This is a genomic window from Acidipropionibacterium jensenii, from assembly GCF_005890135.1.
GTDB classification, from domain to species: domain Bacteria; phylum Actinomycetota; class Actinomycetes; order Propionibacteriales; family Propionibacteriaceae; genus Acidipropionibacterium; species Acidipropionibacterium jensenii.
Window position 1 is genome coordinate 1,925,516 of record NZ_CP040635.1, and the last position, 24,986, is coordinate 1,950,501.

Here is a 24,986-nt window from a genome sequence, read left to right on the forward strand (position 1 = left end):
CGGACTGAGTGTGGCGGGGTCGCATCCGGGGCCCTCGACGAGACTGCCGTGGGCACGGTTCTGAGGGGACGGGCGGATGTCTGAGATCGTCAGCAATGTCATCCTGGTCCTGGTCTTCGTGATCGTCGGCGGGGTGTTCTCCGCCGCCGAGATGGCCCTGGTCACCCTGCGCCAGTCACAGGTTCAACAGCTCGCCGCCACCCGGGGGACCCGTGGCCGGGCCATCGCCGATCTGGTCGCCGACCCGAACCGGTTCCTCTCCTCGGTCCAGATCGGCGTCACCCTGTCGGGATTCCTCGCCTCGGCCTTCGGCGGAGCCACCCTCGCCCGGCACCTCGACCCGGTCTTCGTGCGCTGGGGGGTCCCGGCCGCGGTGGCCTCCACGCTCTCCCTGATCCTCACCACGATCGTCATCTCCTATGTGTCGATCGTGCTGGGCGAGCTCACCGCGAAGAGGCTGGCGATGCAGCGGGCCGAGGGGTTCTCGCTGGTGCTGGGACCGCTGACCAACGCCATCTCGAAGGTCTTCCGGCCGATCATCTGGTTCCTGGGGGTCTCCACCGATGCCCTGGTGCGGGTGCTGGGCGGTGATCCGAGTGCGGATCGCGAGGAGATCACCGAGGAGGAGCTGCGCTCGATGGTGGTCTCCTCGGCCTCCCTGGGTCCCGAGGAGAGACGCATCCTCGACGAGGTGTTCCACGCCGGGGAGCGCTCCCTGCGCGAGGTGATGGTGCCGCGCACCGAGGTCGAGTTCCTGGCCGGGGACATGTCTGCGGCCCAGGCGGCCAGCCTGGTGAGGGAGGGGTCCCACTCGCGCTACCCGGTCACCGACGGATCGGTGGACCGGATCGCCGGTTTCGTCCACGTCCGAGACCTTCTCGCGCTGGATCCGGCACAGCGTCACTCCAAGGTGATCCAGCTGGTCCGCCCGGTGCGCTCGCTGCCGGACTCGGTCAAGGCCCTCAAGGCGCTCTCGGCGATGCGCCGTGGTCGCTCCCATCTGGCGGTGGTTCTCGACGAGTACGGCGGCACCGCGGGAATCGTCACCCTGGAGGATCTCGTCGAGGAACTCGTCGGTGAGATCACCGACGAGTACGACACGGTGGCCCCCTCCGACGCCATGCACGTGAGGATGCGCGACATCGACGGCCTGATGACGCTGGAGGCCTTCGCCGACCGGACCGGCCTGGTGCTGCCCGAGGGGCCCTACGACACGGTGGCCGGCTACTTCATGTCACGGTACGGGAAGGTGCCGGTCAAGGGCGCCAAGATCCGCGTCCACCTTACCGAGGTCGATGCTCCGCAGACCTCCGAGCAGCCCGCCCCGACCGACACGGCGGCCAATATCGAGATGACGGTCACCGGGGTGGACGGCCGGCGTGCGGCATGGCTGGACATGCGTCACCTCGACGAGCCGGCCGCAGAGCCGGCAACCCCGGTCACGGCAGCCCCGGTCACGGAGACTCATGCCACGACTCGAGTCACGACACCTCCTGCCGAGGGAGGCACTGCGTCCGCACGCACTGTCGCCCACAGCCCCTCGGAGACGGCGACGGCGGGCAGAATAGAAGGAGAAGGAACCGGGCCCGATCCGACGGGGAGGTGAGACCCATGACTGGCCATCTTGTCCCGGGACCCGACCCGGACGGCTCGACGCTGCTCACCACCCCTGCCGTGGAGAGTCTCCTGCGGGCCGCCGTCGACCATGCCGGCGGGCACCTGGACTCCTGGCGGCTGGACCACGTCGACGCCAACCCCGGCCTGTCCACCACCGCGACCTACCTGGCCACCGTCACCTGGTCCTACGGCACCCGGTCCGAACTGCTGGGGGTCAGCGCTCGCAGCTCCGGACCGGCCACCAGTGACGGCAATGCCGAGATCTTCGCCGACGGGGACCGTGAGGTCGCGGTCTGGCTCTACCCGAACGACCCGGACCTGCCCGGCCTGGCCCGCGCCGCCTATCCCGACCGGATGGCCGAGCTCATCACCAGCCTGGGGCTGGTGGGACGGCCGGTGAGCCCGGGGCAGGTGAGTCTGCGGATGATCGGCTACCGGCCGCGACGCCGGGCGGTGGTGCGTGTCGACGTCACCGACCCGCGCCGCACCTTCTACGTCAAGGTGCTGCGGGGAACCCTGTTCGCCGACGTCCTCCACCGGCACCGGATCCTGCTGGACGCCGGCGTCCCGGCCCCGGAGATCGCCGGGACCACCGACGACAACCTGCTCATCCTGGCCGAACTGCCCGGCCGGCCACTGGCCCGGGCGGTCTTCGACCCCGTGGAACCGTGCGCCGCCGCGAATCTCATCGGCGTCCTGGACACCATGCCGATCTCGGTCGCGGCACTGGAGCGTCGCCCGCCGTGGAGCGAGGCGGTCAACCACTACGTCCAGATGGTCTCGGCGGCGATGCCCTCCCAGGCCGGCCGGCTGGCCTGGATGTCGCAGACCATCGGTCAGGGACTGTCCGCCATCCCCCGTGGCGAGGAGGCCACCCACGGGGATTTCCATGAGGGCCAGGTCCATGTCGCCGACGGAAGGGTCTGCGGGATCCTCGACGTCGACACCATCGGCCCCGGCCGGCGGGCCGACGACCTGGCCTGCATGGTCGCCCACCTGTCGACCATCCAGCGGATGGACGCCCAGCAGGCCAGCCGGGTGCACCACCTCATCCGCACCTGGGTGCCCGTCTTCGACGAACGGGTGGACCCCACCGAGCTGAGACTGCGCGCCGCGGCGGTGATCATCTCGCTGGCCACCGGCCCCTACCGGAGCCAGGAGCCGCACTGGGAGCACGAGACCGTGATGATCCTGGACGCCGCCGAGGCCCTGGTCCGCCAGGTCGTCTGAGGGTCGCGGGTACCTCGGCACGGAGCCGACCCTCGCCCGGCCGGGGGTCAGCCGACCCCGCCCGGGAACCAGCCGTCCCCGGCTCCGGAGCGACCGGCCGACCCGGCTCCGGATCAGATTGTGACGATATGGTCACGCTTGCCCGCTGCGACCGCTGTTGGGCCACCGTCGACACGGCAGGTGGTCTACAGTTTTGACCGCCTCGCGTCGGTGACGTCAACGCGACCGCTCCATGATCTTCGTCCTGCTCCAGGAGGCAGTCCGTGAAGAAGAAAGCCCTCGCAGCCTCGGCCGTGTTCTCGGCCATGGCCCTGACCCTGTCGGCGTGTGCCCAGGCACCCGACCAGTCCAGCAGCAGCGCATCCCCGGCCGCGTCGGCCTCCGGGAAGCCTGCCTCCGGCGACTTCAAGGCATGCATCGTCTCCGACTCCGCCGGGTTCACCGACAAGTCCTTCAACCAGACCTCTCTGGCCGGCCTCGAGAAGGCCGCCACCGATCTGAAGATCAACACCGCCAAGGTGGAGTCCAAGGACGACAAGGACTACGCCGTCAACATCCAGTCGATGGTCGACGCCAAGTGCACCATCATCGTCTCGGTCGGCTTCCTGCTCGAGAAGGCGACCGTGGCTGCCGCCAAGGCCAACCCCAACATCGACTTCGCGATCGTCGACTCCCAGCCCGAGGGCGCTCCCTCGAACCTCAAGCCGCTGATCTTCAACACCGCCGAGTCCTCCTTCATGGCCGGCTACCTCGCGGCCGCCCTCACCAAGACCGGCAAGGTCGGAACCTTCGGCGGCATGAAGATCCCCACCGTGACGATCTTCATGGACGGCTACGCCCAGGGTGTCGACTACTACAACACCCAGAAGAAGAAGTCGGTCCAGGTGCTCGGCTGGGACGCCAAGAAGCAGGACGGCCTGTTCGTCCCCCAGCCCAACCCCTTCCAGAACGTCGCCGGTGGCAAGACGACCGCCCAGACCCTCATCAACCAGGGCGCCGACATCGTCCTGCCGGTGGCCGGCAATGCCGGTAACGGTGCTCTCCAGGTGGTGAAGTCCTCGGGCGGCAAGGCCAACGCGATCTGGGTCGACGCCGACGGCTGCAACACCCAGCCGAACTACTGCTCCAGCATCATCACCTCGGTGTACAAGGGCATGGACGTGGCGGTCTACGACGCCATCAAGGCGGCCAAGGACGGATCCTTCTCCGGCACACCCTATGTCGGCTCGCTGGCCGACGGCGGCACCGGACTGTCTCCCTTCCACACCTTCGACTCCAAGATCCCGGCCGATCTCAAGGCGGATCTGACCAAGATCAAGTCCGACATCGGCTCGGGCGCGATCAAGATCACCTCGACGGCCCAGCCCAAGAAGTGACCAGGTACCGCAACTAGCCCGCAGATCACCGGCCGGCCCCGTCGACGAGGCGGGGCCGGCCGGTGATCTGATGGCGCCTCCGGTTCCCGGGTCAGGGGCCGGTCCGACTGAGCGTGGAAGGATCTCCCCGTGGCAGATGTCACAACCCAGGACTCGACGACGGCCCCACCGGTGGCCAAGGGGCTCAGCCTGCGCGGAGTCTCCAAGCGGTTCGGCGGACTGACCGCCAACGACCAGATCGACCTCGACGTCGTCCCGGGGCGGATCCACTGCCTGCTGGGGGAGAACGGGGCGGGCAAGTCGACCCTGATGAACATCCTCTACGGACTCCTGGAGTCCGACGAGGGGTCGATCTACATCGACGGCGTCGAGAAGCACTTCGACAACCCGAAGCAGGCCATGGCGGCCGGTATCGGGATGGTTCACCAGCACTTCATGCTGGTCGACGTGTTCACGGTCGCCGAGAACATCATCCTGGGCCGGGAGCCCTCCCGCGCCGGGGTGCTCGACATGCGCCGGGCCCGCGCCACCGTCCGCGACCTGTCGAGCCGCTACCACCTGGACGTCGCCCCCGATGCGGTGGTGGAGAACCTGCCGGTCGGCGTCCAGCAGCGCGTGGAGATTCTCAAGTCGCTGGCCAATGACGCCCGGTTCCTCATCTTCGACGAGCCGACCGCCGTCCTCACCCCTCAGGAGATCGAGGAGCTGATGGAGGTCATGAGAACCCTGCGCGACGAGGGCCGGGCGATCGTCTTCATCACCCACAAGCTTCACGAGGTCCGTGCGATCGCCGATGACATCACCGTCATCCGTCGCGGTCGGGTGGTCGGCCAGGCCCAACCCCAGAACTCCGAGGGGGAGCTTGCCGAGATGATGGTCGGACGGGCCGTCAACCTGGTCGTCGACAAGGAGCCGGCGCACCCCGGGGACACCAGACTGGAGATCGACCACCTCACGGTGGCCGACGACACCGGGGCGGTGATGGTCGACGACGTCTCGCTGTCGGTGGCCGGGGGAGAGATCCTGTGCATCGCCGGCGTCCAGGGCAATGGCCAGACCGAGCTGGCCCAGGCCCTGCTGGGCACCGTGCGTCCCACCACCGGGCAGATCCGCATCGACGGGGTGGCCACCGCCCAGATGGACCCCGGACAAACCATTCGGGCCGGCCTCGGATTCGTCCCCGAGGACCGCCAGCGCGACGGCTTCGTCGGCGAGTACACGGTGGCCCAGAACCTGGTCCTCAACCATGTCGAGGACTTCGCCCGGGCCGGGAACCTCAGACTCGGACAGATCCACGACAACGCGGTCGCCCGGGTCGAGGAGTTCGACATCCGGACCCCCTCGGTGAATCTCCCAGTGCGCTCCCTGTCGGGAGGCAACCAGCAGAAGGTGGTGCTGGCCCGCGAGCTGTCCCGTGACCTCAGCGTGTTGGTGGCATCCCAGCCGACCCGCGGCGTCGACGTCGGCGCCATCGAGTTCCTGCACAGCCGCCTGGTCTCCGAGCGGGACAAGGGCACCGCGGTGCTCATCGTCTCCACCGAGCTCGACGAGATCGAGGCGCTGGCCGACCGGATCGCCGTGATGTACCGCGGCAGGGTGGTCGGGGTGGTGCCCGCGGGCACCCCGCGCGACGTCCTCGGCCTCATGATGGCCGGCGCAAGCTACCAGGAGGCGCTCGACGGCGCCACCTCCTCCCGGCAGGATGCTGACGGGCACGATCACGTTGAGAAGGTCATCGATGAGCACGAGTGAGACGCCGAACCCCGGACCCGAGGGGTCTGAGAACGCGGCCCCCGAGGAGGTCGCCCCGCTGGACCAGTCCGTGGTGGACGAGGTCCCCACCGACGCCCCGGTCACCAGCCACGAGATCGTCGCCGCCCAGGAGAGCCGGGCGCGCAGCGGGTTCCCGTGGAATGAGCTGTGGGTGACGGTGGCGGCCTTCGTGATGGCCTTCATCGTCTCCGCGGTGGTGATGGTGGTCGCCGACCCGGACATCTCCAAGCAGTGGTCCTACGTCCTCAGCCGCCCCGACGCCATCACCAGCTCCTGGGCGAAGGTCTCGGGCGCCTACGTGGCGCTGTTCCAGGGAGCCTTCGGGTCCTGGACGGCGATCACCGCCACCACCGCCCAGGCGGCCCCGCTGATCTGCGGAGGCCTGGCGATCGGCCTCGCCTTCAAGGCCGGCCTGTTCAACATCGGCGGTCAGGGCCAGGCGATCGCCGGGGCCACCCTCGCGGCGTGGGTGGGATTCAACTTCCACAGCCTCCCGCTGGTTCCCCATCTTGTCCTGGCGATGATCGCCGGACTGCTCGGCGGCGCCGTCTGGGGCGGCATCGCCGGCGTCCTGCGCGCCAAGGCGGGAGCAAATGAGGTCATCGTCACCATCATGCTCAACTACGTCGCCTCCGGCCTGCTGGCCTGGCTGCTCACCACCAGCGCCTTCCAGATGCCCGGGCGCACCGATCCGATCGCCCCGCCGGTGGACTGGGCGGCCACCTTCCCGAGACTGGCCGGGTCCCAGCTCCACCTGGGCTTCTTCCTGGCCCTGCTGCTGGCGGTGGCCACCTGGTGGCTGCTGGACCGCACCAGGCTCGGATTCCACATCAAGGCCGTCGGGGCCAACCCGAACGCCTCGGCGACCGCCGGCATGAAGGTCGACCGGATCATCGCCGTGACGATGATCATCTCCGGTGCGCTGGCCGGATTCGCCGGCGTGGAGGTGGCCCTGGGTCCGATCTCGGGAGCGACCCCCACCCAGCTGTCCATCGGACTGGTCGGATCGATCGGCTTCGACTCCATCACGGTCGCCCTGCTGGGCCGGTCCAGGCCGCTCGGCGTGGTGCTGGCCGGTCTGTTCTGGGGGGCGATGAGCCAGGGCGGCCTGCGGATGCAGGCCCTGGCCCAGACCCCGCTGGACCTGGTGAGCGTCATCCAGGCCGTCATCGTGATGTTCGTGGCCGCGCCGATGCTGGTCAAGACGATCCTGCCCTTCCTCAAGACCGCTCATGACCGACGACGGGAACGCAGCACCAAGCCCGGGTCCGACCCGAAGACGGGAGCACTGGCATGAGCCCCGACAAGATCCGCCTGCCTCGCCCCGCCGAGTCCGACCCGGTGCGCGCCGGGGTGGCCGCACCCCCTGTCCCGGACGGTTCCGGGGACGGTGCCGCCGATGAGATCTCACTGGTCCACATCGAGTCCCGGGAGGCGCGCACCCACCGGCTGTCCACCTCGGTCCTGATCGGTCTGATGGCCGTCGTCCTGCTGTGGTTGACCACCATGACGACCGGCCGGGCCCACTTCTCCTTCGCCGATGCCCTGTCGACCCACAAGCTGGGCACCCTGGGGGTTTCCGGCGTCCCCGTCGTGCTGGTCTCGGGACTGCTGTGCGCACTGGCCGCGGCCGGGTTCTTCCTGGGCCGCTCCCACCGGGCCATCTCCCGGACCTCGGCGGTGGTCGCCGGGGTGGCCATCGTGGTCGGTTTCCTCACCTGGGCGGCGGCCGGCCATGAGCTGCCCTTCCAGGTCGCCAGCCAGCTCCAGGGCACCATCGCCCTGGCCACCCCGCTCATCCTGGGCGCCCTGTGCGGGGTGATGTGCGAACGATCCGGGGTCGTCAACGTCGCCATCGAGGGCCAGATGCTCACCGCGGCCTTCGCCTCGGCGCTGGTCGGCTCGATGACCCAGTCGATCACCGCGGCCATCATCGCGGCGGTGATCGCCGGCGTTGCGATGGCGGCCCTGCTCGCGGTGTTCACCGTGAAGTACCTGGTCGACCAGGTGGTGATGGGGGTCGTGGTGAACCTGTTCGCCTCCGGCCTCACCGGCTTCCTCTACAACCAGCTGATGGGCCAGGACACCGAGAAGTACAACACCGCTCCGATCATGGGCCAGATCGCCATCCCAGGGCTGTCGAAGATCCCCTTCGTCGGCTCGGTGCTGTTCGACCAGACGATCCTCGTCTACGTCGCGGTGTGCTGCATCCCGCTGGTCTACCTGCTGCTGTGGCATACCCGCTGGGGACTGCGGGTGCGTTCGGTCGGCGAGCACCCCCAGGCCGCCGACACCGTCGGAATCTCGGTCGCCGGGATCCGCTGGGCGGCCGTTCTGGCCGGCGGCGTGCTGGCCGGACTGGGCGGTGCCTACTTCACGATCGGCACCGTCGGCTCCTTCTCCAAGGACATCACCGTCGGCAACGGCTTCATCGCCCTGGCCGCCCTCATCATGGGCCGCTGGCGGCCGGGTCTGGCCGCCCTGATGGCGCTGTTCTTCGCCTTCCTCACCCAGCTGTCGACCGAGCTGGGACCGTTGGGGACGCCGATGCCCAGCCAGTTCCTGCTGCTGCTGCCCTACCTGGCCACGATTGTCGCGGTGGCCGGGCTGGTCGGTAAGGTGCGGGCCCCGGCCGCTGACGGCGATCCCTTCATCAAGGAGTGACCGATCGCCGCACCGGCGAGGCGGGAGAGCGGAGGATGATGAGCGAGGGAATCGACTGGCAGCGGCTGCACCGGGCGGCGCGGGCCGCCTGCGAGCACGGCTACGCCCCCTACTCCCACTACCGAGTCGGGGCCGCCGGGCTGGTGGACGACGGCCGGCTGGTGGTCGGCTGCAATGTCGAGAACGCCGCCTACGGCGTCACCCTGTGCGCCGAGTGCGGGCTGATCAGCAGCCTTGTCGCCGGCGGTGGCGGGAGGTTGGTGGCGTTCTGCTGCGTCGACTCCTCCGGTGCGGCGATCATGGCCTGCGGGCGCTGCCGGCAGCTGCTCTGGGAGCACGGCGGGGCCGGACTTCTGGTCGACACCCCGCTCGGCGTGCTCCCGATGAGCCAGGTCCTGCCCCAGGCCTTCGACATCACCAACCTCGACGCCCGACGTGCCGCCGAGGAGACCGGACACCGCGAGGGGACTCCCGAATGATCACAGCAGCCGCTGACGGCTCCTCCCTGGACAACCCCGGCCCGGCCGGCTGGGCCTGGTACATCGACGACGATCACTGGGCGGCCGGCGGTTGGCCGCGCGGAACCAACAACATGGGAGAGTTGATGGCCGTCCTCGATCTGCTGCGCTCCACCGCCGTCGCCGACGCCGAGGAGCCACTCACCGTGCTGTGCGACTCGCAGTACGCCATCAACTGCTGCACCCGGTGGATCCCGGGCTGGAAGAAGCGCGGCTGGAAGAAGCGCGACGGCAAGCCGGTCCTCAACCGGGACCTGCTCGAACAGCTCGACGAGGCGCTGGCCGGCCGCGATGTCACCTTCGAGTGGGTCAAGGGACATGCCGGCCACCGGATGAACGAGGCCGCCGACCACCGGGCCAGGGCGGCCGCGACCGCCTACCGCGACGGCACCCCGGTCGACGCCGGGCCGGGCATGACCGGCCACGGACCGGTCGCCGAGGAGCCCGACCCGGGCCAGAACCGCGACGAAGGCACCGGGGACGGCTCGAGGCCCGCCGATCAGGGGCAGCGCAGCGACCAGGAGGGCCTGTTCGCGCTGCCGGAGACCCCGCTGACCCCCGACCAGGAGCTGCTGGTCGAGCTGACCCGGCTGGAGCGGCTCACCCTCTCCGATGAGATCCGCACGGACCCGGCCAGGATGGCGGAGTTGATGGCTCCGGACTTCGTCGAGCACGCCGCCAGCGGCCGGCTGTGGACCCGCGGGCGGATGCTGGCCAGCCTCAAACCCCTGGAGGTCCGGCCGAAGTTCGAGGTGCTGGGGCTGATGCACCTGGGTCCCGACACCGTGCTGCTGCGCTGGCGGGAGAGGGGCGGTTCGCGGGTGGTGCTGCGCGCCTCCATTTGGCAGCGCGGTGGCGCTCACGGCTGGCAGATGCGGTTCCACCAGGGGACCCCGGTCCGCTGATCGGTGCCCCCGCGCCGGACCGATAAGCTGGGGCCCATGTGTGCCAACATTCTTGCCGCCGTCGCGTGGCCCTACGCCAATGGGCCCCGACACATCGGCCATGTCTCCGGCTTCGGAGTTCCCTCAGACGTCTTCGCCCGGTTCATGCGCATGTCAGGACACCGGGTGCTGATGGTCTCGGGATCCGACTGCCATGGCACCGCCATCTCGGTGAAGGCGGACCAGGAGGGTCTGACCGCCCAGCAGTGCGCCGAGAAGTACCACCGCATCATCGCCAAGGATCTGCAGGGGCTGGGGCTGTCCTACGACCTGTACACCGAGACGATGACCGACAACCACGCCCATGTCGTCCAGGAGATCTTCCGGACCCTGCACAGCAACGGCTACCTCGTCAAGCACTCCGAGCTGGCCGCCTTCGAGGCTGGCACCGGGCGCACCCTGCCCGACCGCTACATCGAGGGCACCTGCCCGTTCTGCGGCTATGACGACGCCCGCGGCGACCAGTGCGACCACTGCGGACGGCAGCTGGACGCCACCGACCTGGTCAATCCGCACTCCAAGACCACCGGGGCGGTCCCCGAGTTCCGCGAGACCGAGCACTTCTTCCTGGATCTGCCGGCCCTGGCGACCTCGCTGACCGAGTGGATCGACACCCGCACCGACTGGCGGCCCAATGTCCTGAAGTTCTCGCACAACCTGCTCGACGAGTTGCGTCCCCGACCCATCACCCGTGATCTCGACTGGGGCGTCCCGGTGCCGGTGGAGGGCTGGCAGGACAACCCGATGAAGAGCATCTACGTCTGGTTCGACGCCGTGATCGGATACCTGTCGGCGTCCATCGAGTGGGCCCGGCGCAGCGGTCATCCGGAGGCTTGGAAGGACTTCTGGACCGGTGGGCAGGAGCAGTCCTACTACTTCATGGGCAAGGACAACATCGTCTTCCACTCGGTGATCTGGCCCGGCATCCTGCTCGGCGTCGACGGCGAGGGGGACAAGGGCGGGGAGCAGTCCCAGGAGCTCGGCCACCTCGACCTGCCCACAGAGATCGTCTCCAGCGAGTTCCTCACCATGAGCGGCTCGAAGGTCTCCAACTCGCGCGGCGCGACGATCTTCGTCGGTGACTTCCTGCGCGAGTTCGGCCCTGACGCGCTGCGCTACTTCATCGCGGTCGCCGGTCCGGAGAACCAGGACACCGACTTCACCTGGGACGAGTTCGTCCGCCGGGTGAACTTCGAACTGGCCAACGAGTGGGGCAACCTGGTCAACCGGTCGGTCTCGATGGCCTTCAAGAACTGCGGGCAGATCCCGGCCGCCGGCGAGCTCACTGACGACGACACCGAGCTGCTGGAGGCCTCCCGGGGCGCCTTCGAGACGGTGGGGGAGCTGCTCGGCCACGCCAAGTTCAAGGCGGCGATCACCGAGGCGATGAGGATCGTCGGGCTCGCCAACGCGTACATCAGCGCCCAGGAGCCCTGGAAGCTCAAGGACGACCCGGCCCGCCGCGACACCGTGCTGCACGTCGCCCTCCAGGTGGTCAGCGACTGCAACACCCTGCTCACCCCCTTCCTGCCGCACGCCAGCCAGCAGGTCTACCAGGCCCTGGGCGGGGAGGGCATCTGGGCCGCCATGCCCGAGATGGTCGAGGTGGCGGAGAACGGTCGCAGCTACCCGGTGCTGCAGGGCGACTACGCCGCCGAGAAGGCGCACTGGGCCTCCGAGCCGATCGCGGTGGGGCGTCCGCTGTCCAAGCCCTCGCCGATCGTCCACAAGATCGACCCGAAGCTGGCCGAGACCGGCCCCGAGTGGGCGCCGATCAGCACCGACTGAGGTCCCTCGGTCCCCGGCCTCAGATCCGGGTGTTGCTCAGACTGGGTGCTGCCCAGATCTGGGTGTCGGGGGCCAGCGCCGCGATCTCGCGGCGGGCCAGCGCCATCCGCATCGGCTGGAATCCCCTCGCCACGGCGCGACCGCGCAGCTCCCGCTCATCCTGGCGTAGCGCCAGTCCCCGCCGGAGCAGGATCGAGGGCTGCTTGCGGTGCTGACGCAGGTCGCGACCCAGACGGCGGGCGAAGTTGAGATCGCGGGGCCGGTCCAGCCAGATCGGCAGCACCGCCAGGCCGGCGGCCCGGCAGGGGGCGAGCAGGTCGGTGGCGAAGATCCCCTCGGCCAGGACCGCCGGGGACCCCGCGGTGCAGATCTCCTGGCTGCCCCTGGTCCGGTTCTCCGAGATGACGTAGTGCGGGGTGACCGCGCGACCGGAGGCCACCAGCCGGCTGAGGGCGGCCACCGCTGCTGCCATGTCCCAGGAGTCGACGTCGTCCCAGTCGACCATGCCGTGCACCCGGGGCAGGTCGGGGTCGTCTCCGTTGCGGTAGAAGTCGTCCAGCCTGACCTGCGGGACCGCGGTCAACCTGGCCAGACGGGACTTGCCCGATCCGGACGGACCGGCCAGCAGGACGATGGTGCACGATGCCACGGCCGGTCATTCTAGCGGTTCGGCGTCACGCCTCCGGTGAGGCCGCTGTGGTGGCCCGCCCTCGCGTTCCCGGCGTGCCGCACCGAATGTCCTGAATGCCCCGCATGGCCCGCGCCGACTGTGCCGGCCGGGCCGCGCGGGGTGGATCACCAGCCGCCGCCACCACCGCCGCCGAACCCGCCGCCTCCGGAGAACCCGCCTCCCGAGGAGCTCGTCGACGAGGTGCCGGCCGCCTCCATCGAGGAGGCCATCGCGGCATTCATGTCGTTGAGTGAGGAGCTGAATCCGTAGGCGAAGCCGGCGTTGAAGGCCATCGAGTCGCCGCCGTACCAGCCGTAGTTGCCGTGGTAGATGCCGCGCGCCTCCAGATCCTGGAAGATCTTCACCCACCGGTCGGCCACCCCGAAGACGGTCGCCCAGGGAAGGTAGCGGGAGAACACGTCGATGCCCTCCTCGAACTTGATCTGGTCGGCCTCGGCGGTGGTCAGGTACAGCCTGAAGCCCTTGATCTGATCGAGCACCGCGGTGCCCTTCGCGGTGCGCCCGGGCGACCTCATCATCCCCGCGACGCCCATCACGATGCCGATGAGCAGCACCGGGACGCCCAGCAGACCCCAGCCCACGAAGGCGCCCGCGACGGCGATCACGACGCCGAGGAGGGCGATGCCCAGACCGGCACCCAGGGACTTCATCCGCAGGGTCATCGGGTCGGTGTCGTACCAGCCGTAGGTCTTCACCGCGGTGTTGAGGTTGCCGGTCGCCACGCTGAGGGTGTTGTTGTCGTGCTGGTCGCGCAGCTGGGCGGTGGTGACGTTCCGTGAGCCGTCGAAGAACATGTCCAGGTAGGTGCGCTCCCAGCTGCGCAGCGTGTCGCCGCTCTGCGGGGTCTGGGTGAAGCTCCAGTCCTTGGTGCGTCCCTTGCGGTCGGCCCCCATCGGGGAGATGGTGAGGTGCCCGCGGACCGCCAGGTCCAGCATCGCGGCCGTGACGTCCTCGGTGTCGGCCGACCCGTCGAGCAGGGTTCCGGCCTCTGCCGGCGAGACGTCGCGCGGCGGCTGGAAGGCCACCGCCACCTCGGGATCCTTGCGTCGCACCTGGACCGGGCCCTCGCCGTTGGGCGGGATGATGCCGGGGGCGACCCCGGCGAACTCGCGGTCGCGGCCCTTGAGGCGGCTGCGCACCGCGACCCAGCCGGCCAGCAGGGCGGTGAGTACGGTGCCGACGGCGGTGGCCGGGTCCAGTCCGAAGGTGTTGCCGGCGTGGTAGCGCTTGGTCTCGCGGGCGACCGCCTTCTCGCTGAAGGTTCCGGCCGGGAAGCCGGCGACCACCTGGAAGGGATCGCGCTTGGCGAAGTCACGGCCCTGGAAGGTGGCGGTGCTGCCCTGCTTGGAGGAGGTGCACGGGGTCTCCTGGAAGCAGGCGGTTCGCTGTACGGCGGCAGGTCCGGTGATCTTGACGTTCGCCTGGTCGATCGGCACGTCGAAGTTGTCGAAGACCCGCCAGTTGAACTCGTCCAGCCCGCTGCTGGCGCTCTTCGGGGCGATCAGTCCGTGCACCGTGAAGGTCACCCGGTAGCGCTGGATCCCGGTGTAGGTGCTGCCCTTGCGTCCGATCTTGAGCTGGACCGCCGAGCTGGAGTCGTTCACCTCCACATTGGCGTTGGCCCCCGAGGGGCTGGTCACCGCGAACTTGGAGTAGTCGATCATCCGCCAGTGGTCCGGGTCGTCGGTGAGGCGCTGCTTCTTGACGAAGGTGAGGTAGGGGCCGTGGCCCTTGTCGTTGTCGAAGTCGAAGGCCATGTCGAGGGTGACCTGGGCGTCGCCGTCACGGTTCACATTCGCGTCGAGGTTGTACTCGGGGATCGACCAGCTGCGCGGGGTGTCGTCATCGTCGGCGCGGGCCACGGTGGTGCCCTGAACGGCCACCGAGGACAGCAGCACCATCACCAGGCAGGCCAGCGCCGCCAGCAGACGATGCCCGTGTCGAGGTCGTGATGGGCCAGGGACAAGGGGATCGTCAGTGTGTGCCATGCGCCCACCATACCGACAGCTGGTCCGCCGCCCCAGCGCCTCGGCGGACCAGCTGTCGGCCGCAGACTCAGTCGGACAGCCCCAGGCTCTCGCTGGCCTGGGCGCGCAGTCGCACCATGTCGGCGTCCAGTCTGTCCTTGGCGGCGGCCAGGTCGGCGGTCGTGGTTGCGGCGTCCAGCCGGACCTCGAGGTAGACCTTGAGCTTCGGCTCGGTGCCGGAGGGACGCGCCACCACGTGGGTGTGCGCGCCGGTGAGCTCGATGGCGTTCTGCCGGGGCAGGCCGGTGTCGGCGTCGGGATCGTCGAGGTCGCGGACCGTCACGGGCTCACCCAGCAGCTCGTGCGGCGGGGACTGCCGGAGGCGGTCCATCGCCGCGGTGATCAGTGAGCGGTCCTGGACCCGGACAGCCAGCTGGCTGGTGCGGTGCAGACCGAACTGGCACCAGATCTGGTCGAGTCGCTGGCCGACCGTGAGGCCGTCGCGGCGCAGCTGCGCGGCGAGCTGCCAGATCACTGCCAGGGCGGTGATGCCGTCCTTGTCGGGGACCTTCGAGGGGTCGCAACAGTAGCCGATGGCCTCCTCGTAGCCGTAGACCAGTCCCGGCACCCGGCCGATCCACTTGAATCCGGTGAGGGTGGTGGCGTGCGGCTGGCCGGCGGCGCGGGCCATCCTCGCCAGGCAGGTCGAGGAGACCACCGAGTTGGCGTAGACCCCCTCGACGCCCTGCCCCAGCAGGTGGGCGCCGATCAGGGTGCCCAGCTCGTCGCCGGTGAGCATCCGCCAGTCCCCGTCGATGACGGCCGCGACAGCACAGCGGTCGGCGTCGGGATCGTTGGCGATCACCAGGTCGGCGTGCTCCCGGCGGGCCAGTGCGATCGACAGATCGAGGGCGCCGGGCTCCTCGGGGTTGGGAAAGGCGACGGTGGGGAAGTCGGGGTCGGGGTCGAGCTGTTCGACGACACCGGCGAAGGCGGGCAGGTGGGCGGCTCCGATGAGCCGGTCCACCACCCGGGTGCCCACCCCGTGCATCGCCGTGTACACCCAGCTCAACCGGCGCGGCGTCTGGTCGCTGATCAGGGATGCGGCACGGGCCACATAGGCGTCGATCAGGGCGTCGCCGACCATCTCGATGTCATCGCCCCGGGGGATCTCATCGACCGGGGAGGCGGAGATCCGGGAGATCTGCTCGGAGATCTCGGAGTCGGTCGGAGGCACGATCTGGGAGCCGTCGCCCAGATAGACCTTGTAGCCGTTGTCGGCGGGCGGGTTGTGGGATGCGGTCACCATCACCGCGGCGATCGCGTGGTAGTGGCCGATCCCGAAGGCGGTGACCGGGGTCGGGATCGGGGCATCGGCCAGCAGGGCGTGGAATCCGGCCCCGGCCATGATCTCGGCGGTGTCACGGGCGAAGACGTCGGAGTTGTGCCGGGCGTCGAAGCCGATCATCACCGGCCCCTCGTGGTGGCCGTGCGCGCGCAGCCATGCCGCGAACCCGGCGGCCGCGCGCTGGACGACCACCCGGTTCATCCGGGCCGGACCCGGCCCGAGGGCGGCCCTCAGGCCGGCCGTCCCGAAGGCCAGCGGACCCGCGAAGGCGGCCTCGATCTGCTCGGTCGCCGCCCGGTCCCCCGACAGCGCGCGGTCGCGCAGCTCGGTGAGCTGGGAGCGGGTGGCGGGATCGGGATCCTGGGCGATCCAGGCGTCCACCTCGGCGCGGCGCTGGAGGGACAGGCTGGTCACAGGAGACTCCTTGAGGTCGGGTGCGGGGGAGTGCGCCGGGATGGTCACAGCTGGGCCACCAGGGCGGCGAGCAGGTCCGCCAGCCGCGGCGCGGCAGCCCGTCCGGCGGCCACCACCTCCTGGTGGTCCAGGGGCTCGGGGGAGACCCCGGCGGCGAGGTTGGTCACCAGCGACAGACCCAGCAGGTCCAGGCCCGCCTCCCGGGCGGCGATGGCCTCCAGGGCGGTGGACATCCCCACCAGGTCGGCGCCGATGGCCGAGGCCATCCGCACCTCGGCGGGGGTCTCGTACTGGGGTCCGTGGAACTGCGCGTAGACGCCGGTGGCGATGGTCGGGTCGATGCGCTGCACCAGCTCGATGAGCCGCGGCGTCCACACCGAGGTCATGTCGATGAAGGTCGCCCCGCGCAGCGGGGTGGCTCCGGTGAGGTTGATGTGGTCGCTGATCGCCACCACGGTGCCGGGGGTCCACTCCCGGCGGATCCCGCCGCAGCCGTTGGTGAGGATCATGGTCGAGGCGCCGAGGGCCGCGACGGTGCGCACCCCGTGCACGACGGGCTCGACGCCGTGGCCCTCGTAGAAGTGGGTGCGGCCGGTGAGCACGATCGCGATCTTCCCGGAGGCGGTCCGGGTGGCGATGAGGTCCCCGCCGTGGCCGGCCACCACCGGTGCGAGGAATCCGGGGATCGAGGACAGCGGCATCCGGCCGATCTCCTGGCCGAGGTGGTCGGATCCGGCGGCCCATCCCGATCCCAGCACCAGGCCGATGTCGGCGCCGTCGATGCCCAGAGCGGCCCGGATGGTGTCGGCAGCCTGTGCGGCCAGGGAGCTCGGAGTGGTGGGTTCAGCGGCTGAGGTCATGAGGGCCACTCTAGAGCGTCCTCGAGACAGGGCGGGGGCGGCGATTCTCCGGCGGGCGGATGCGTCGGCGGCCACTGAGGAGAAGGTGCAGAGCAGAAGGTGCAGAGGGGAAGGTGCTGGGAGGGGTGGGCCCGAATGACGGGGGAGGGGTCAGCGGGGCCCCGGGCCCATCGGGCCGTCGTCGAACATGGCCGAGAACAGACCCAGACCGATCAGTCCGAGCCCGCCGACGGCCAGCCCGGAGACCGCCGGGCTGTGCTCGTAGCGCTGGTAGTAGCCGCGCACCCAGGGGGCGTAGTCCTCGCCGGCCTCCCAGTAGGGCACCTGGTGACCTGCCATCGGCACGGTGCGGATCCACGGCGAACGACCCTGCTGGATCCGATCGGCGTCGGCCGCGCAGGCCGGCACCTTGCGGGCGACTCCGCCCTCGGGGGCCCACATCACCTCAGCGGTCGAAGGACCGTGGGAGGGATCGAAGAAGCACGGCGGACGCATCTCGGGGACCGGATCGCCGTGCTGTCGCGCCTTGACGCAGGCCACCGCGTGCTGACCCTCCTCCAGGGCCTCGGTGACCAGGGTGATGTTGCCGGTGCCCGGGTCTGAGGCCATCAGGGTCTTCGCCCGGTCATAGCAGTCCAGAGCCCTGGTCCAGTCCTTGCGGGCCTCGGAGGACAGATCCTCCGAGCCCATCTCGATGTCCAGCTCGCGAAGGCTCTCGCCGAAATTGGTGACGTCGGTCTCGGTGTCGGCGCGCATCTGGTTGACCCGCGCCTCGATGGCCTTGGTCCGTTTCGCCTCCACCTCGCGCGCCTGCCGCTGCGCGCGCGTCATCGCAGCCATGGTGGCGATCATTCCCACCAGGAAGACGATGAACAGCAGAAGATTTCCCATGACCCCCAGCATGCCGTTCCGGCAGCCGGGGCTCAAGGCGGGGTAGCCCACAGCGGACGGGTCCGCCAGGGATCACTGCGGGTCGACGATCTCGCAGACCACCTCTCCGGAGGCCACCGTGCTGCCGGGCTCGGCGATGAGGTTGCGGATGATCCCGGAGCGGTGGGCGGTGAGCGGCTGCTCCATCTTCATGGCCTCCAGGACGACGACCAGATCTCCCTCGCTGACCTGCTCCCCCTCCACGACCTCGACCTTGACGATGGTGCCCTGCATCGGCGACGCCAGCGCGTTGCCGCTCGGCTGAGCCGGACGGTGACCCCCGCGGGACCGTCTGGTGGGCTTCTTGGACCGGGCTCCCTGGGCCGGACGGGAGGCCTGCAGCGAGGCCGGCAGTCGGACCTCCACGCGCTTGCCGTTGACCTCCACCACCACGGTCTGCGGCGGCTCGGTCTCCTCCGGGTTGCCCAGATCGCCGGTGTAGGCGTCGATCTCGTTGTCGAACTCGGTCTCGATCCAGTCGGTGAAGACGCCGAAGTGCCCGTCCTCGGCGGTGAACGCCGGGTCCCGCACGACGACCCGGTCGAACGGGATGACGGTGGGCATGCCCTCGATCCGCATCTCGTCGAGGGCGCGCCGGGCGCGCTCCAGGGCCTGTTCGCGGCTGGATCCGGTGACCACCAGCTTGCCGATCAGCGAGTCGAAGGCGCCCGGGACCGACATGCCGGTGTGGTACCCCTCGTCCACCCGCACGCCGGGACCCGACGGCGGAACCCATGCGGTGAGCGTGCCGGGAGCGGGCATGAATCCACGGCCCGGGTCCTCGGCATTGATGCGGAACTCGAAGGAGTGGCCGCGCAGCTCCGGGTCGTGGTCCTCCAGACGGCCGCCCTCGGCGACGTGGAACATCAGGCGGACCAGGTCGGTGCCGGAGACCTCCTCGGAGACCGGGTGCTCGACCTGGAGACGGGTGTTGACCTCCAGGAAGCTGATGGTGCCGTCCTGTCCGACCAGGAACTCGCAGGTCCCGGCGCCGGTGTAACCGGCGTCCTTGAGGATGGCCTTCGACGCCGAGTAGAGCCGGTCGAGCTGCTCCTGGGAGAGGAACGGGGCGGGGGCCTCCTCGACCAGCTTCTGGTGGCGGCGCTGCAGGGAGCAGTCACGGGTCGAGATGATCTGGACGGTGCCGTACTGGTCGGCCAGGCACTGGGTCTCGACGTGTCGCGGCTTGTCGAGGTAGCGCTCGACGAAGCACTCGCCGCGGCCGAAGGCGGTGACCGCCTCGCGGACCGCAGACTCGTAGAGATCGGCGACCTCGTCCATCGTCCGGGCCACCTTCAGGCCGCGACCGCCGCCTCCGAAGGCGGCCTTGATGGCGATCGGAAGACCGTGGGTCCTGGCGAACTCGACGACCTCCTCGGCTCCCGAGACCGGGTCGGCGGTGCCGGGCACCAGGGGGGCACCGACCTTGTTGGCGATGTGGCGGGCCTGCACCTTGTCGCCCAGCGACCGGATCGCCGACGGCGGCGGCCCGATCCAGATCAGCCCGGCGTCGATGACGGCCTGGGCGAAGTCGGCATTCTCCGACAGGAAGCCGTAGCCGGGGTGGACGGCGTCGACCTCGGCCCGTCTGGCGACGTCGAGCAGTTTGTCGATGTCCAGGTAGGTCTGCGCGGGGGTGGTCCCGTTAAGGGCATAGGCCTCGTCGGCGAGCTTGACGAACAGCCCGTCGGCGTCGGAGTCGGCGTACACGGCGACACTGGTGATCCCTGCATCGGCTGCCGCTCGGATGACGCGTACCGCGATCTCTCCGCGGTTGGCGATGAGCACCCGGTGGATGGTCTGCCCCACGATTCCTCCATTCGTCACAGTCCCTATGGGACGGTCTCTGTGGAGTCTAGGGGCAGATCGCCCCGAATGTGGCACAGCTCACGCTCCGGAGACTCATCGGGCCCGGCCCCATGACCTGCCGGACGGCCTGCTGCGGGCGGCTCGGAGGGCTAACCTCGACGGCGTGCCCACACCTGAGTTCATTCTTCAGTTGAGAGAGCAGATCGGTCACCGGGACCTGTGGTTGTCGGGGGCCACCGCCACCGTGGTGCGTCAGGTGGCGGGCCGACCCGCCGAGGTGCTTCTGGTGAGGCGCTCCGACGACAGCTCCTGGACCCCCATCTGCGGGATCGTCGAACCCGGCGAGCTGCCCTCCCAGACCGTGGTGAGGGAGGCAGCCGAGGAGGCGTGCGTCCAGATCGAGGTGGTCCGGCTCACCCGGATGGCCGTCTCCGGGACGATCGAGTACCCGAACCGGGACCGGTGCAACTACCTCGACCACGACTTCCTGTGCCGGTGGGTGGCCGGGGAGCCCCGGGTCGGCGACGACGAGTCCACCGACGCCCGCTTCTTCCCGCTGGACGCTCTGCCGCCACTCAAGCCGCGGCACGCCCGCAGGATCGAGGTGGCTCTGGCCGGGGGGCCGGACGTGGTGATCGAGCACGATCCCCACTGACTGGCCGGTCGCGTCCCTGTGCGGCCTCGTGCTGCGTGTGGCCGGACTGGGTGCTGATGATCTGCGGGTCCTGTCCGCGGTCCGTCTCGCCCATGGGCGGCGGCGGGTCCCGGCGTCCGGCGGGTGGATGATGGAGGGGTGACGAAGATTGCACTGACCATCGCGGGATCCGAGGCCTCCGGCGGAGCCGGGGCCCAGACCGACCTCAAGACCTTTCACCAGCTCGGCGTGTTCGGCTGCACGGCGCTGACCTGCATCGTCTCCTTCGACCCGGCCAACGGCTGGGGCCACCGGTTCGTGCCGATCGATCCCCAGGTCATCTCCGACCAGATCGAGGCAGCGGTCGGCGTCCACGGCAGGATCGACGCGGTGAAGATCGGGATGCTCGGCACCCCGGCCACCATCGAGGCGGTCGAGGCCGCACTCAAGAAGTACCAGTTCGACAAGGTGGTGCTCGACCCGGTCCTCATCTGCAAGGGCCAGGAGGCCGGCGCCGCCCTGGACACCGACAATGCGCTGCGCGAGAAGCTGCTGCCGCTGGCCACCATGACCACACCGAACCTGTTCGAGACCCAGATCCTGGCCGGGGTCGACGAGATCACCTCGGTCGACGCCCTCATCGACGCCGCCAAGCGGATCCACGCCCAGGGAGTGCCCGCGGTGCTGGCCAAGGCCGGCACCCTGCTGAACACCGGCACCGCCCTCGACGTGTTCTACGACGGCGACACCCTCGAGGTCCTCGAGGTGCCCGCGGTCGGCAAGGAGCGCGTCTCCGGCGCCGGCTGCACCCTGGCCGCGGCCATCACCGCCGAGCTCGCCAAGGGGGCCACCCCGCTGGAGGCCAGCCGCACCGCCAAGAAGGTCGTCGTCTCGGCGATCGAGCACCGGATGCACGGCAATGCCCCCTTCGACTGCGCCTACCAGGGGTACTACCAGGGCTGAGCAGGGCTACCGAGGGCCGAGTGGGCCGGACCGGTCAGCGCCGGAACACCGGCCGGATCGACAACTCCTCGATCATCGCCTCGTCGGAGGCCTCCAGGGCGGTTCTCACCGTGGCGGCCACCGACTCCGGACGCAGGTGCTCCGAGGCCACATAGGGTCTGCCGCTGCCGGCCTGCAGGGCGACCTGCATGTCGGTGTCGACCCGGCCCGGATGGATCGAGGTCACCCTCACCACGCCCCGCTCCTCCTCGCGCAGGGCGTGGGTGAGGGCCCTCAACGCATACTTGGCCGCCGCGTAGATCCCCCCTCCCGGTCCGGGTCGGTTGAATCCCGATCCGGAGTTGATCATCACGATGTCGCCGTGGGAGGAGCGCAGCAGGGGCAGCAGCAGTCGGGTGAGATCGGCGACGGCCACCACGTCGATCTCCAGGACCCGTCGCCACTGCTCCCGCCCGGCCTCGCCGATGGCGCCGGGACCCTGGACGCCGACCGCCGCGCAGTTGACCAGCGCGTCGAGTCGGGTGATCGCCGAGGCGGCCCGTGCGGTGGCATACTCGTCGGCCAGATCGCAGATGAAGGGCTCGGCCGAGGGCAGTTCGGCGACCACCGGATCGACGGTCTGCGCCCGGGTGCCCCCGACCAGGACGTGGTGGTCGCGCCCCAGGTCGCGGGCGATCGCCCGGCCGATCCCGCGAGACCCTCCGGTGACCAGGACATGTCTGAGAGTGCTGTCAGCCATGACGCCACTCTATGAGCACCCCGCGGTCGCCGACCACGCGTATATCGTCGCCCCATGGACATCAGGCCCTGTGAGGTGCACTCGGAGGTCGGTCGACTGCGCACGGTGATCCTCCACCGGCCCGGCAACGAGCTGCGGCGTCTCACTCCGCGCAACAGCGACGCGCTGCTCTTCGACGGGCTTCCCTGGGTCGACCAGGCCCAGCGCGACCACGACTACTTCGTCCAGGTGCTGGTCGACCACGGGGTCGAGGTGCTACTGCTGCGCGACCTGCTGGAGGAGGTCCTCGACGACCCCACGGCGCGCTCCCGGGCGATCCACGACGCCCTGTCCAGCCTCCGCCTGGACGACTCGGTGCGCGGGTACCTCAGAATCCGGATGGCCGAGCTGTCCAGCGAGGGACTGGCCGAGGTGCTGATGGCCGGCCTGTCCAACGGTGAGCTGTCGGACCTGGAACCGGCCGCCCCGCGCAGCCTGGTGACCGCCCTGCTGGCGCCCGAGGAGTTCGTCATCGCGCCGCTGCCGAACCTGCTGTTCACCCGCGACTCCAGCGTGTGGGTGGGACGCCACCCGGCCGTCACCTCGCTGACCATGCCGGCCCGTCGGCGCGAGACCCAGCTCACCGAGCTGATCTACGACCACCACCCCCGGTTCGCCGCCCACACACCCTGCTACGGCTGGCGCCAGGAGAATCTGGAGGGCGGCGACGTCCTCCACCTGGCCGCCGGTGTGATGGCCGTCGGCGTCGGACAGCGGACCTCCCCGGCCGGCGCCCAGCGTCTCGCCCGGATGGCCTTCGAACTCGGCGAGGCGCGGGTGGTGCTGGCGGTGCCGATCGACCAGCAGCGGGCCACCATGCACCTGGACACCATCTGCACCATGGTCGACACCGACGCGGTGGTGATGTACCCGCCGGTCGCCGACAGTCTGACCGCCCTGGAGATCACCCTGGACGGCGACGACATCCGGGTCGGCAGCCCGCGTCCCTTCGTCGAGGCCGCCGCCGAGGCGATGGACATCGACCGACTGAGGGTCATCGACACCGCCCTCGACCCGGTGACCGCCGAACGGGAGCAGTGGGACGACGGCAACAACACCCTCGCCCTGGACCGCCGGCTGGTGATCGGATACGACCGCAACACCCGCACCAACGCCCATCTGGAGAGCGCCGGCATCGAGGTGCTCACCATTCCCGGATCCGAACTGGGGTCGGGCCGCGGAGGCCCCCGGTGCATGTCCTGCCCGGTGCTGCGCGACCCGGTGGGCTGACCTGCGTGGTTACAGTGACCGGGTGAGTGTCTCTCGAGGCCCGGTCGCGGCGGCCGCCGCGGCGGCTCTGCTGGCTGTGCTGACCGTGACCGGGTGCGGTGGGCGGACGGGGTCCGCGACCTCTCCATCAGCCGGCACGGGTGCGACGCTGTCGCCCGGTGCGGGCGCCCCGGCGGCATCAGCCCCCGATACGTCGGCCAGGGCCGGCACCAGTGCGCCGGGCGGTCCCTCCGGGTCCGTGGCGATGCCCTCCTCGGCGGACCCGGAGGCCTCCACACTGCGCGACTTCGCGATCCGCAATGGCCCCGAGCAGCTGCCGCTGCCGGCCGACCTGATGATCAGCTACACGGTGGACAACCCCAACAACGTGACCCTGGTGATCGACGTCTCCCAGGGTTCGCAGACCTACCGCTTCCTGCGCGACCGCCTGCCCGGTGCGGGATTCACCATCACCGCCGACCGACAGCAGTCGCTGACCTTCAGCGGGCACGGCTGGAGCGGGGCCTACACCGTCTCCCAGGACCTCGCCGGGCTCACCCTGCGCCGTCCCTGACGGATGGCTTCCCGGACGGGTGGCCACCGGTCTCCCGGCCTCAGCAGACCGGTCTCACCGGACCCACAGGCTCTCCCAGGCGACGTCCATGTCGAGCAGCATCTGGCGCACCAGGGGCAGCGAGATACCGGTGACATTGTGCGGATCCCCCTGGATGCGGGTGACGAAGGCACCGCCGTAACCGTCCAGGGTGAAGGCCCCGGCGACCCGCTGGGGTTCGCCGGTCTCGGCATAGCTGCGGATCTCGTCGTCGGTCAGATCGGCGAAGGTGACGACGGTCTGTCCCACCCGGGTGGCGGCCCGGCGTCCGGCCTCGTCCAGGACGCAGACATGATGTCCGGTGACCAGCACCCCGCTGCGTCCCCGCATCCCGTACCACCAGTGCATCACCGCATCGGCGGTGCCCGGTTTGCCCAGCACCCGGCCGTCCAGATCCAGCACCGAGTCGCAGGCCACCACGATCGTGGGGCCGTCGACCGCCAGGGTCTCGATGACGCTGTCCGCCTTGAGCTCGGCCAGCCGCGCGGTGAGGTCGGGAGCCGGCTCGCCGGGATGCTGGGTCTCATCGGCCCCCGAGACGATGACCTCCGGCTCGATCCCGGCCGAGCGCAGGCTGGCCAGCCTGGCCGGCGACTTGGAGGCCAGCACGAAGCGGTACCGGACGCCCATCAGTACCGTCGCAGAGAGCCCTGCCAGGCGGCGTGGCCGGGCATGAAAGGTTCGCGGATCGGACGCCAGTAGGACCGCCAGCCGAAGGCCGCCGGGCGGTCCTCGGGAACATAGGGATCCGGTGCGGGGCGGGTGGCCGCGGTGAGCACCGCGATCAGAGCCCCGAGCTCCTCGTCGCTCAGACTGCCCTTGGTGAGCTGGATCTGGGGGGCCTCGGGCCGGCCCGCCAG

The 24,986-nt window shown here is 69.9% G+C and carries 22 protein-coding genes; 13 read left to right on the top strand and 9 right to left on the bottom strand.

Annotated elements, in window-relative coordinates:
- Positions 1 to 76 precede the first annotated feature (76 nt).
- The 9 genes from FEZ32_RS08525 (at position 77) to metG (ending at position 11,910) form a co-directional block, all read left to right on the top strand.
- Positions 77 to 1,606, top strand: coding sequence for a hemolysin family protein (locus FEZ32_RS08525; RefSeq protein WP_084149314.1), 1,530 nt, complete (start codon positions 77 to 79; stop codon positions 1,604 to 1,606).
- A 5-nt stretch (positions 1,607 to 1,611) separates the two neighbouring features.
- Positions 1,612 to 2,847: a phosphotransferase gene (locus tag FEZ32_RS08530; RefSeq protein WP_138680409.1), complete on the top strand. Its 1,236-nt coding sequence runs from the start codon at positions 1,612 to 1,614 to the stop codon at positions 2,845 to 2,847.
- A 263-nt stretch (positions 2,848 to 3,110) separates the two neighbouring features.
- Entirely contained in the window at positions 3,111 to 4,223 is a 1,113-nt protein-coding gene (locus FEZ32_RS08535; RefSeq protein ID WP_161626005.1) for a BMP family lipoprotein, read from the top strand.
- 129 nt (positions 4,224 to 4,352) lie between these two features.
- Positions 4,353 to 5,975: an ABC transporter ATP-binding protein gene (locus FEZ32_RS08540; RefSeq protein ID WP_051238238.1), complete on the top strand. Its 1,623-nt coding sequence runs from the start codon at positions 4,353 to 4,355 to the stop codon at positions 5,973 to 5,975.
- A complete protein-coding gene (locus FEZ32_RS08545; RefSeq protein WP_138680410.1) occupies positions 5,962 to 7,293 on the top strand; it encodes an ABC transporter permease in 1,332 nt (443 codons plus the stop codon). Before FEZ32_RS08540 ends, FEZ32_RS08545 begins: the two co-directional genes overlap by 14 nt.
- Positions 7,290 to 8,660 (top strand): ABC transporter permease, encoded by a 1,371-nt coding sequence (locus FEZ32_RS08550; RefSeq protein WP_138680411.1) that lies wholly within the window; start codon positions 7,290 to 7,292, stop codon positions 8,658 to 8,660. Before FEZ32_RS08545 ends, FEZ32_RS08550 begins: the two co-directional genes overlap by 4 nt.
- Positions 8,661 to 8,698: 38 nt before the next feature.
- Entirely contained in the window at positions 8,699 to 9,139 is a 441-nt protein-coding gene (locus FEZ32_RS08555) for a cytidine deaminase (RefSeq protein ID WP_138680900.1), read from the top strand.
- Complete coding sequence (locus FEZ32_RS08560) at positions 9,136 to 10,083, top strand: RNase H family protein (protein WP_028702889.1); 948 nt, start codon at positions 9,136 to 9,138, stop codon at positions 10,081 to 10,083. The genes FEZ32_RS08555 and FEZ32_RS08560 overlap by 4 nt, the downstream gene beginning before the upstream one ends.
- 36 nt (positions 10,084 to 10,119) lie before the next feature.
- Positions 10,120 to 11,910, top strand: a complete 1,791-nt coding sequence (metG, locus tag FEZ32_RS08565) for a methionine--tRNA ligase (protein ID WP_138680412.1) — start codon at positions 10,120 to 10,122, stop codon at positions 11,908 to 11,910.
- Between the two features lie 19 nt (positions 11,911 to 11,929).
- Here metG and FEZ32_RS08570 read toward each other — a convergent pair whose 3' ends face one another.
- The 6 genes from FEZ32_RS08570 to FEZ32_RS08595 all read right to left on the bottom strand — a co-directional run bounded on the left by FEZ32_RS08570 (position 11,930) and on the right by FEZ32_RS08595 (position 19,929).
- Positions 11,930 to 12,493 (bottom strand): uridine kinase, encoded by a 564-nt coding sequence (locus tag FEZ32_RS08570; protein WP_138680901.1) that lies wholly within the window; start codon positions 12,491 to 12,493, stop codon positions 11,930 to 11,932.
- Between the two features lie 212 nt (positions 12,494 to 12,705).
- On the bottom strand, positions 12,706 to 14,589 hold the full coding sequence (locus tag FEZ32_RS08575) for a DUF2207 domain-containing protein (protein ID WP_097798496.1): 1,884 nt from the start codon (positions 14,587 to 14,589) through the stop codon (positions 12,706 to 12,708).
- 67 nt (positions 14,590 to 14,656) lie between these two features.
- On the bottom strand, positions 14,657 to 16,330 hold the full coding sequence (locus FEZ32_RS08580; RefSeq protein ID WP_028702892.1) for a phospho-sugar mutase: 1,674 nt from the start codon (positions 16,328 to 16,330) through the stop codon (positions 14,657 to 14,659).
- A 44-nt stretch (positions 16,331 to 16,374) separates the two neighbouring features.
- Positions 16,375 to 17,190, bottom strand: a complete 816-nt coding sequence (locus FEZ32_RS08585; protein ID WP_028702893.1) for a purine-nucleoside phosphorylase — start codon at positions 17,188 to 17,190, stop codon at positions 16,375 to 16,377.
- Between the two features lie 150 nt (positions 17,191 to 17,340).
- On the bottom strand, positions 17,341 to 18,081 hold the full coding sequence (locus FEZ32_RS08590; protein WP_028702894.1) for a hypothetical protein: 741 nt from the start codon (positions 18,079 to 18,081) through the stop codon (positions 17,341 to 17,343).
- Between the two features lie 72 nt (positions 18,082 to 18,153).
- Complete coding sequence (locus FEZ32_RS08595; RefSeq protein ID WP_028702895.1) at positions 18,154 to 19,929, bottom strand: acetyl/propionyl/methylcrotonyl-CoA carboxylase subunit alpha; 1,776 nt, start codon at positions 19,927 to 19,929, stop codon at positions 18,154 to 18,156.
- Between the two features lie 163 nt (positions 19,930 to 20,092).
- Between FEZ32_RS08595 and FEZ32_RS08600 the strand changes: the two genes are divergently transcribed.
- Together FEZ32_RS08600 and FEZ32_RS08605 are read left to right on the top strand one after the other, a co-directional pair.
- Positions 20,093 to 20,584, top strand: coding sequence for an NUDIX hydrolase (locus tag FEZ32_RS08600; RefSeq protein ID WP_244937836.1), 492 nt, complete (start codon positions 20,093 to 20,095; stop codon positions 20,582 to 20,584).
- 138 nt (positions 20,585 to 20,722) lie between these two features.
- Positions 20,723 to 21,526: a hydroxymethylpyrimidine/phosphomethylpyrimidine kinase gene (locus tag FEZ32_RS08605; RefSeq protein ID WP_028702896.1), complete on the top strand. Its 804-nt coding sequence runs from the start codon at positions 20,723 to 20,725 to the stop codon at positions 21,524 to 21,526.
- Between the two features lie 34 nt (positions 21,527 to 21,560).
- On the opposite strand, the gene FEZ32_RS08610 is transcribed toward FEZ32_RS08605, so the two are convergent.
- Positions 21,561 to 22,265, bottom strand: coding sequence for an SDR family oxidoreductase (locus FEZ32_RS08610; RefSeq protein ID WP_028702897.1), 705 nt, complete (start codon positions 22,263 to 22,265; stop codon positions 21,561 to 21,563).
- Between the two features lie 54 nt (positions 22,266 to 22,319).
- Between FEZ32_RS08610 and FEZ32_RS08615 the strand changes: the two genes are divergently transcribed.
- Positions 22,320 to 23,534 (top strand): arginine deiminase, encoded by a 1,215-nt coding sequence (locus FEZ32_RS08615; RefSeq protein WP_175415764.1) that lies wholly within the window; start codon positions 22,320 to 22,322, stop codon positions 23,532 to 23,534.
- Positions 23,535 to 23,556: 22 nt separating this feature from the next.
- Positions 23,557 to 24,087, top strand: coding sequence for a hypothetical protein (locus FEZ32_RS08620; protein ID WP_126412788.1), 531 nt, complete (start codon positions 23,557 to 23,559; stop codon positions 24,085 to 24,087).
- A 54-nt stretch (positions 24,088 to 24,141) separates the two neighbouring features.
- On the opposite strand, the gene FEZ32_RS08625 is transcribed toward FEZ32_RS08620, so the two are convergent.
- Positions 24,142 to 24,756 carry a Maf family protein gene (locus tag FEZ32_RS08625; RefSeq protein ID WP_097798501.1) on the bottom strand — a complete coding sequence of 205 codons (615 nt, stop codon included), beginning with the start codon at positions 24,754 to 24,756 and terminating at the stop codon, positions 24,142 to 24,144.
- Positions 24,756 to 24,986 carry an acyl-CoA carboxylase subunit epsilon gene (locus FEZ32_RS08630; RefSeq protein WP_236082270.1) on the bottom strand — a complete coding sequence of 77 codons (231 nt, stop codon included), beginning with the start codon at positions 24,984 to 24,986 and terminating at the stop codon, positions 24,756 to 24,758. Before FEZ32_RS08630 ends, FEZ32_RS08625 begins: the two co-directional genes overlap by 1 nt.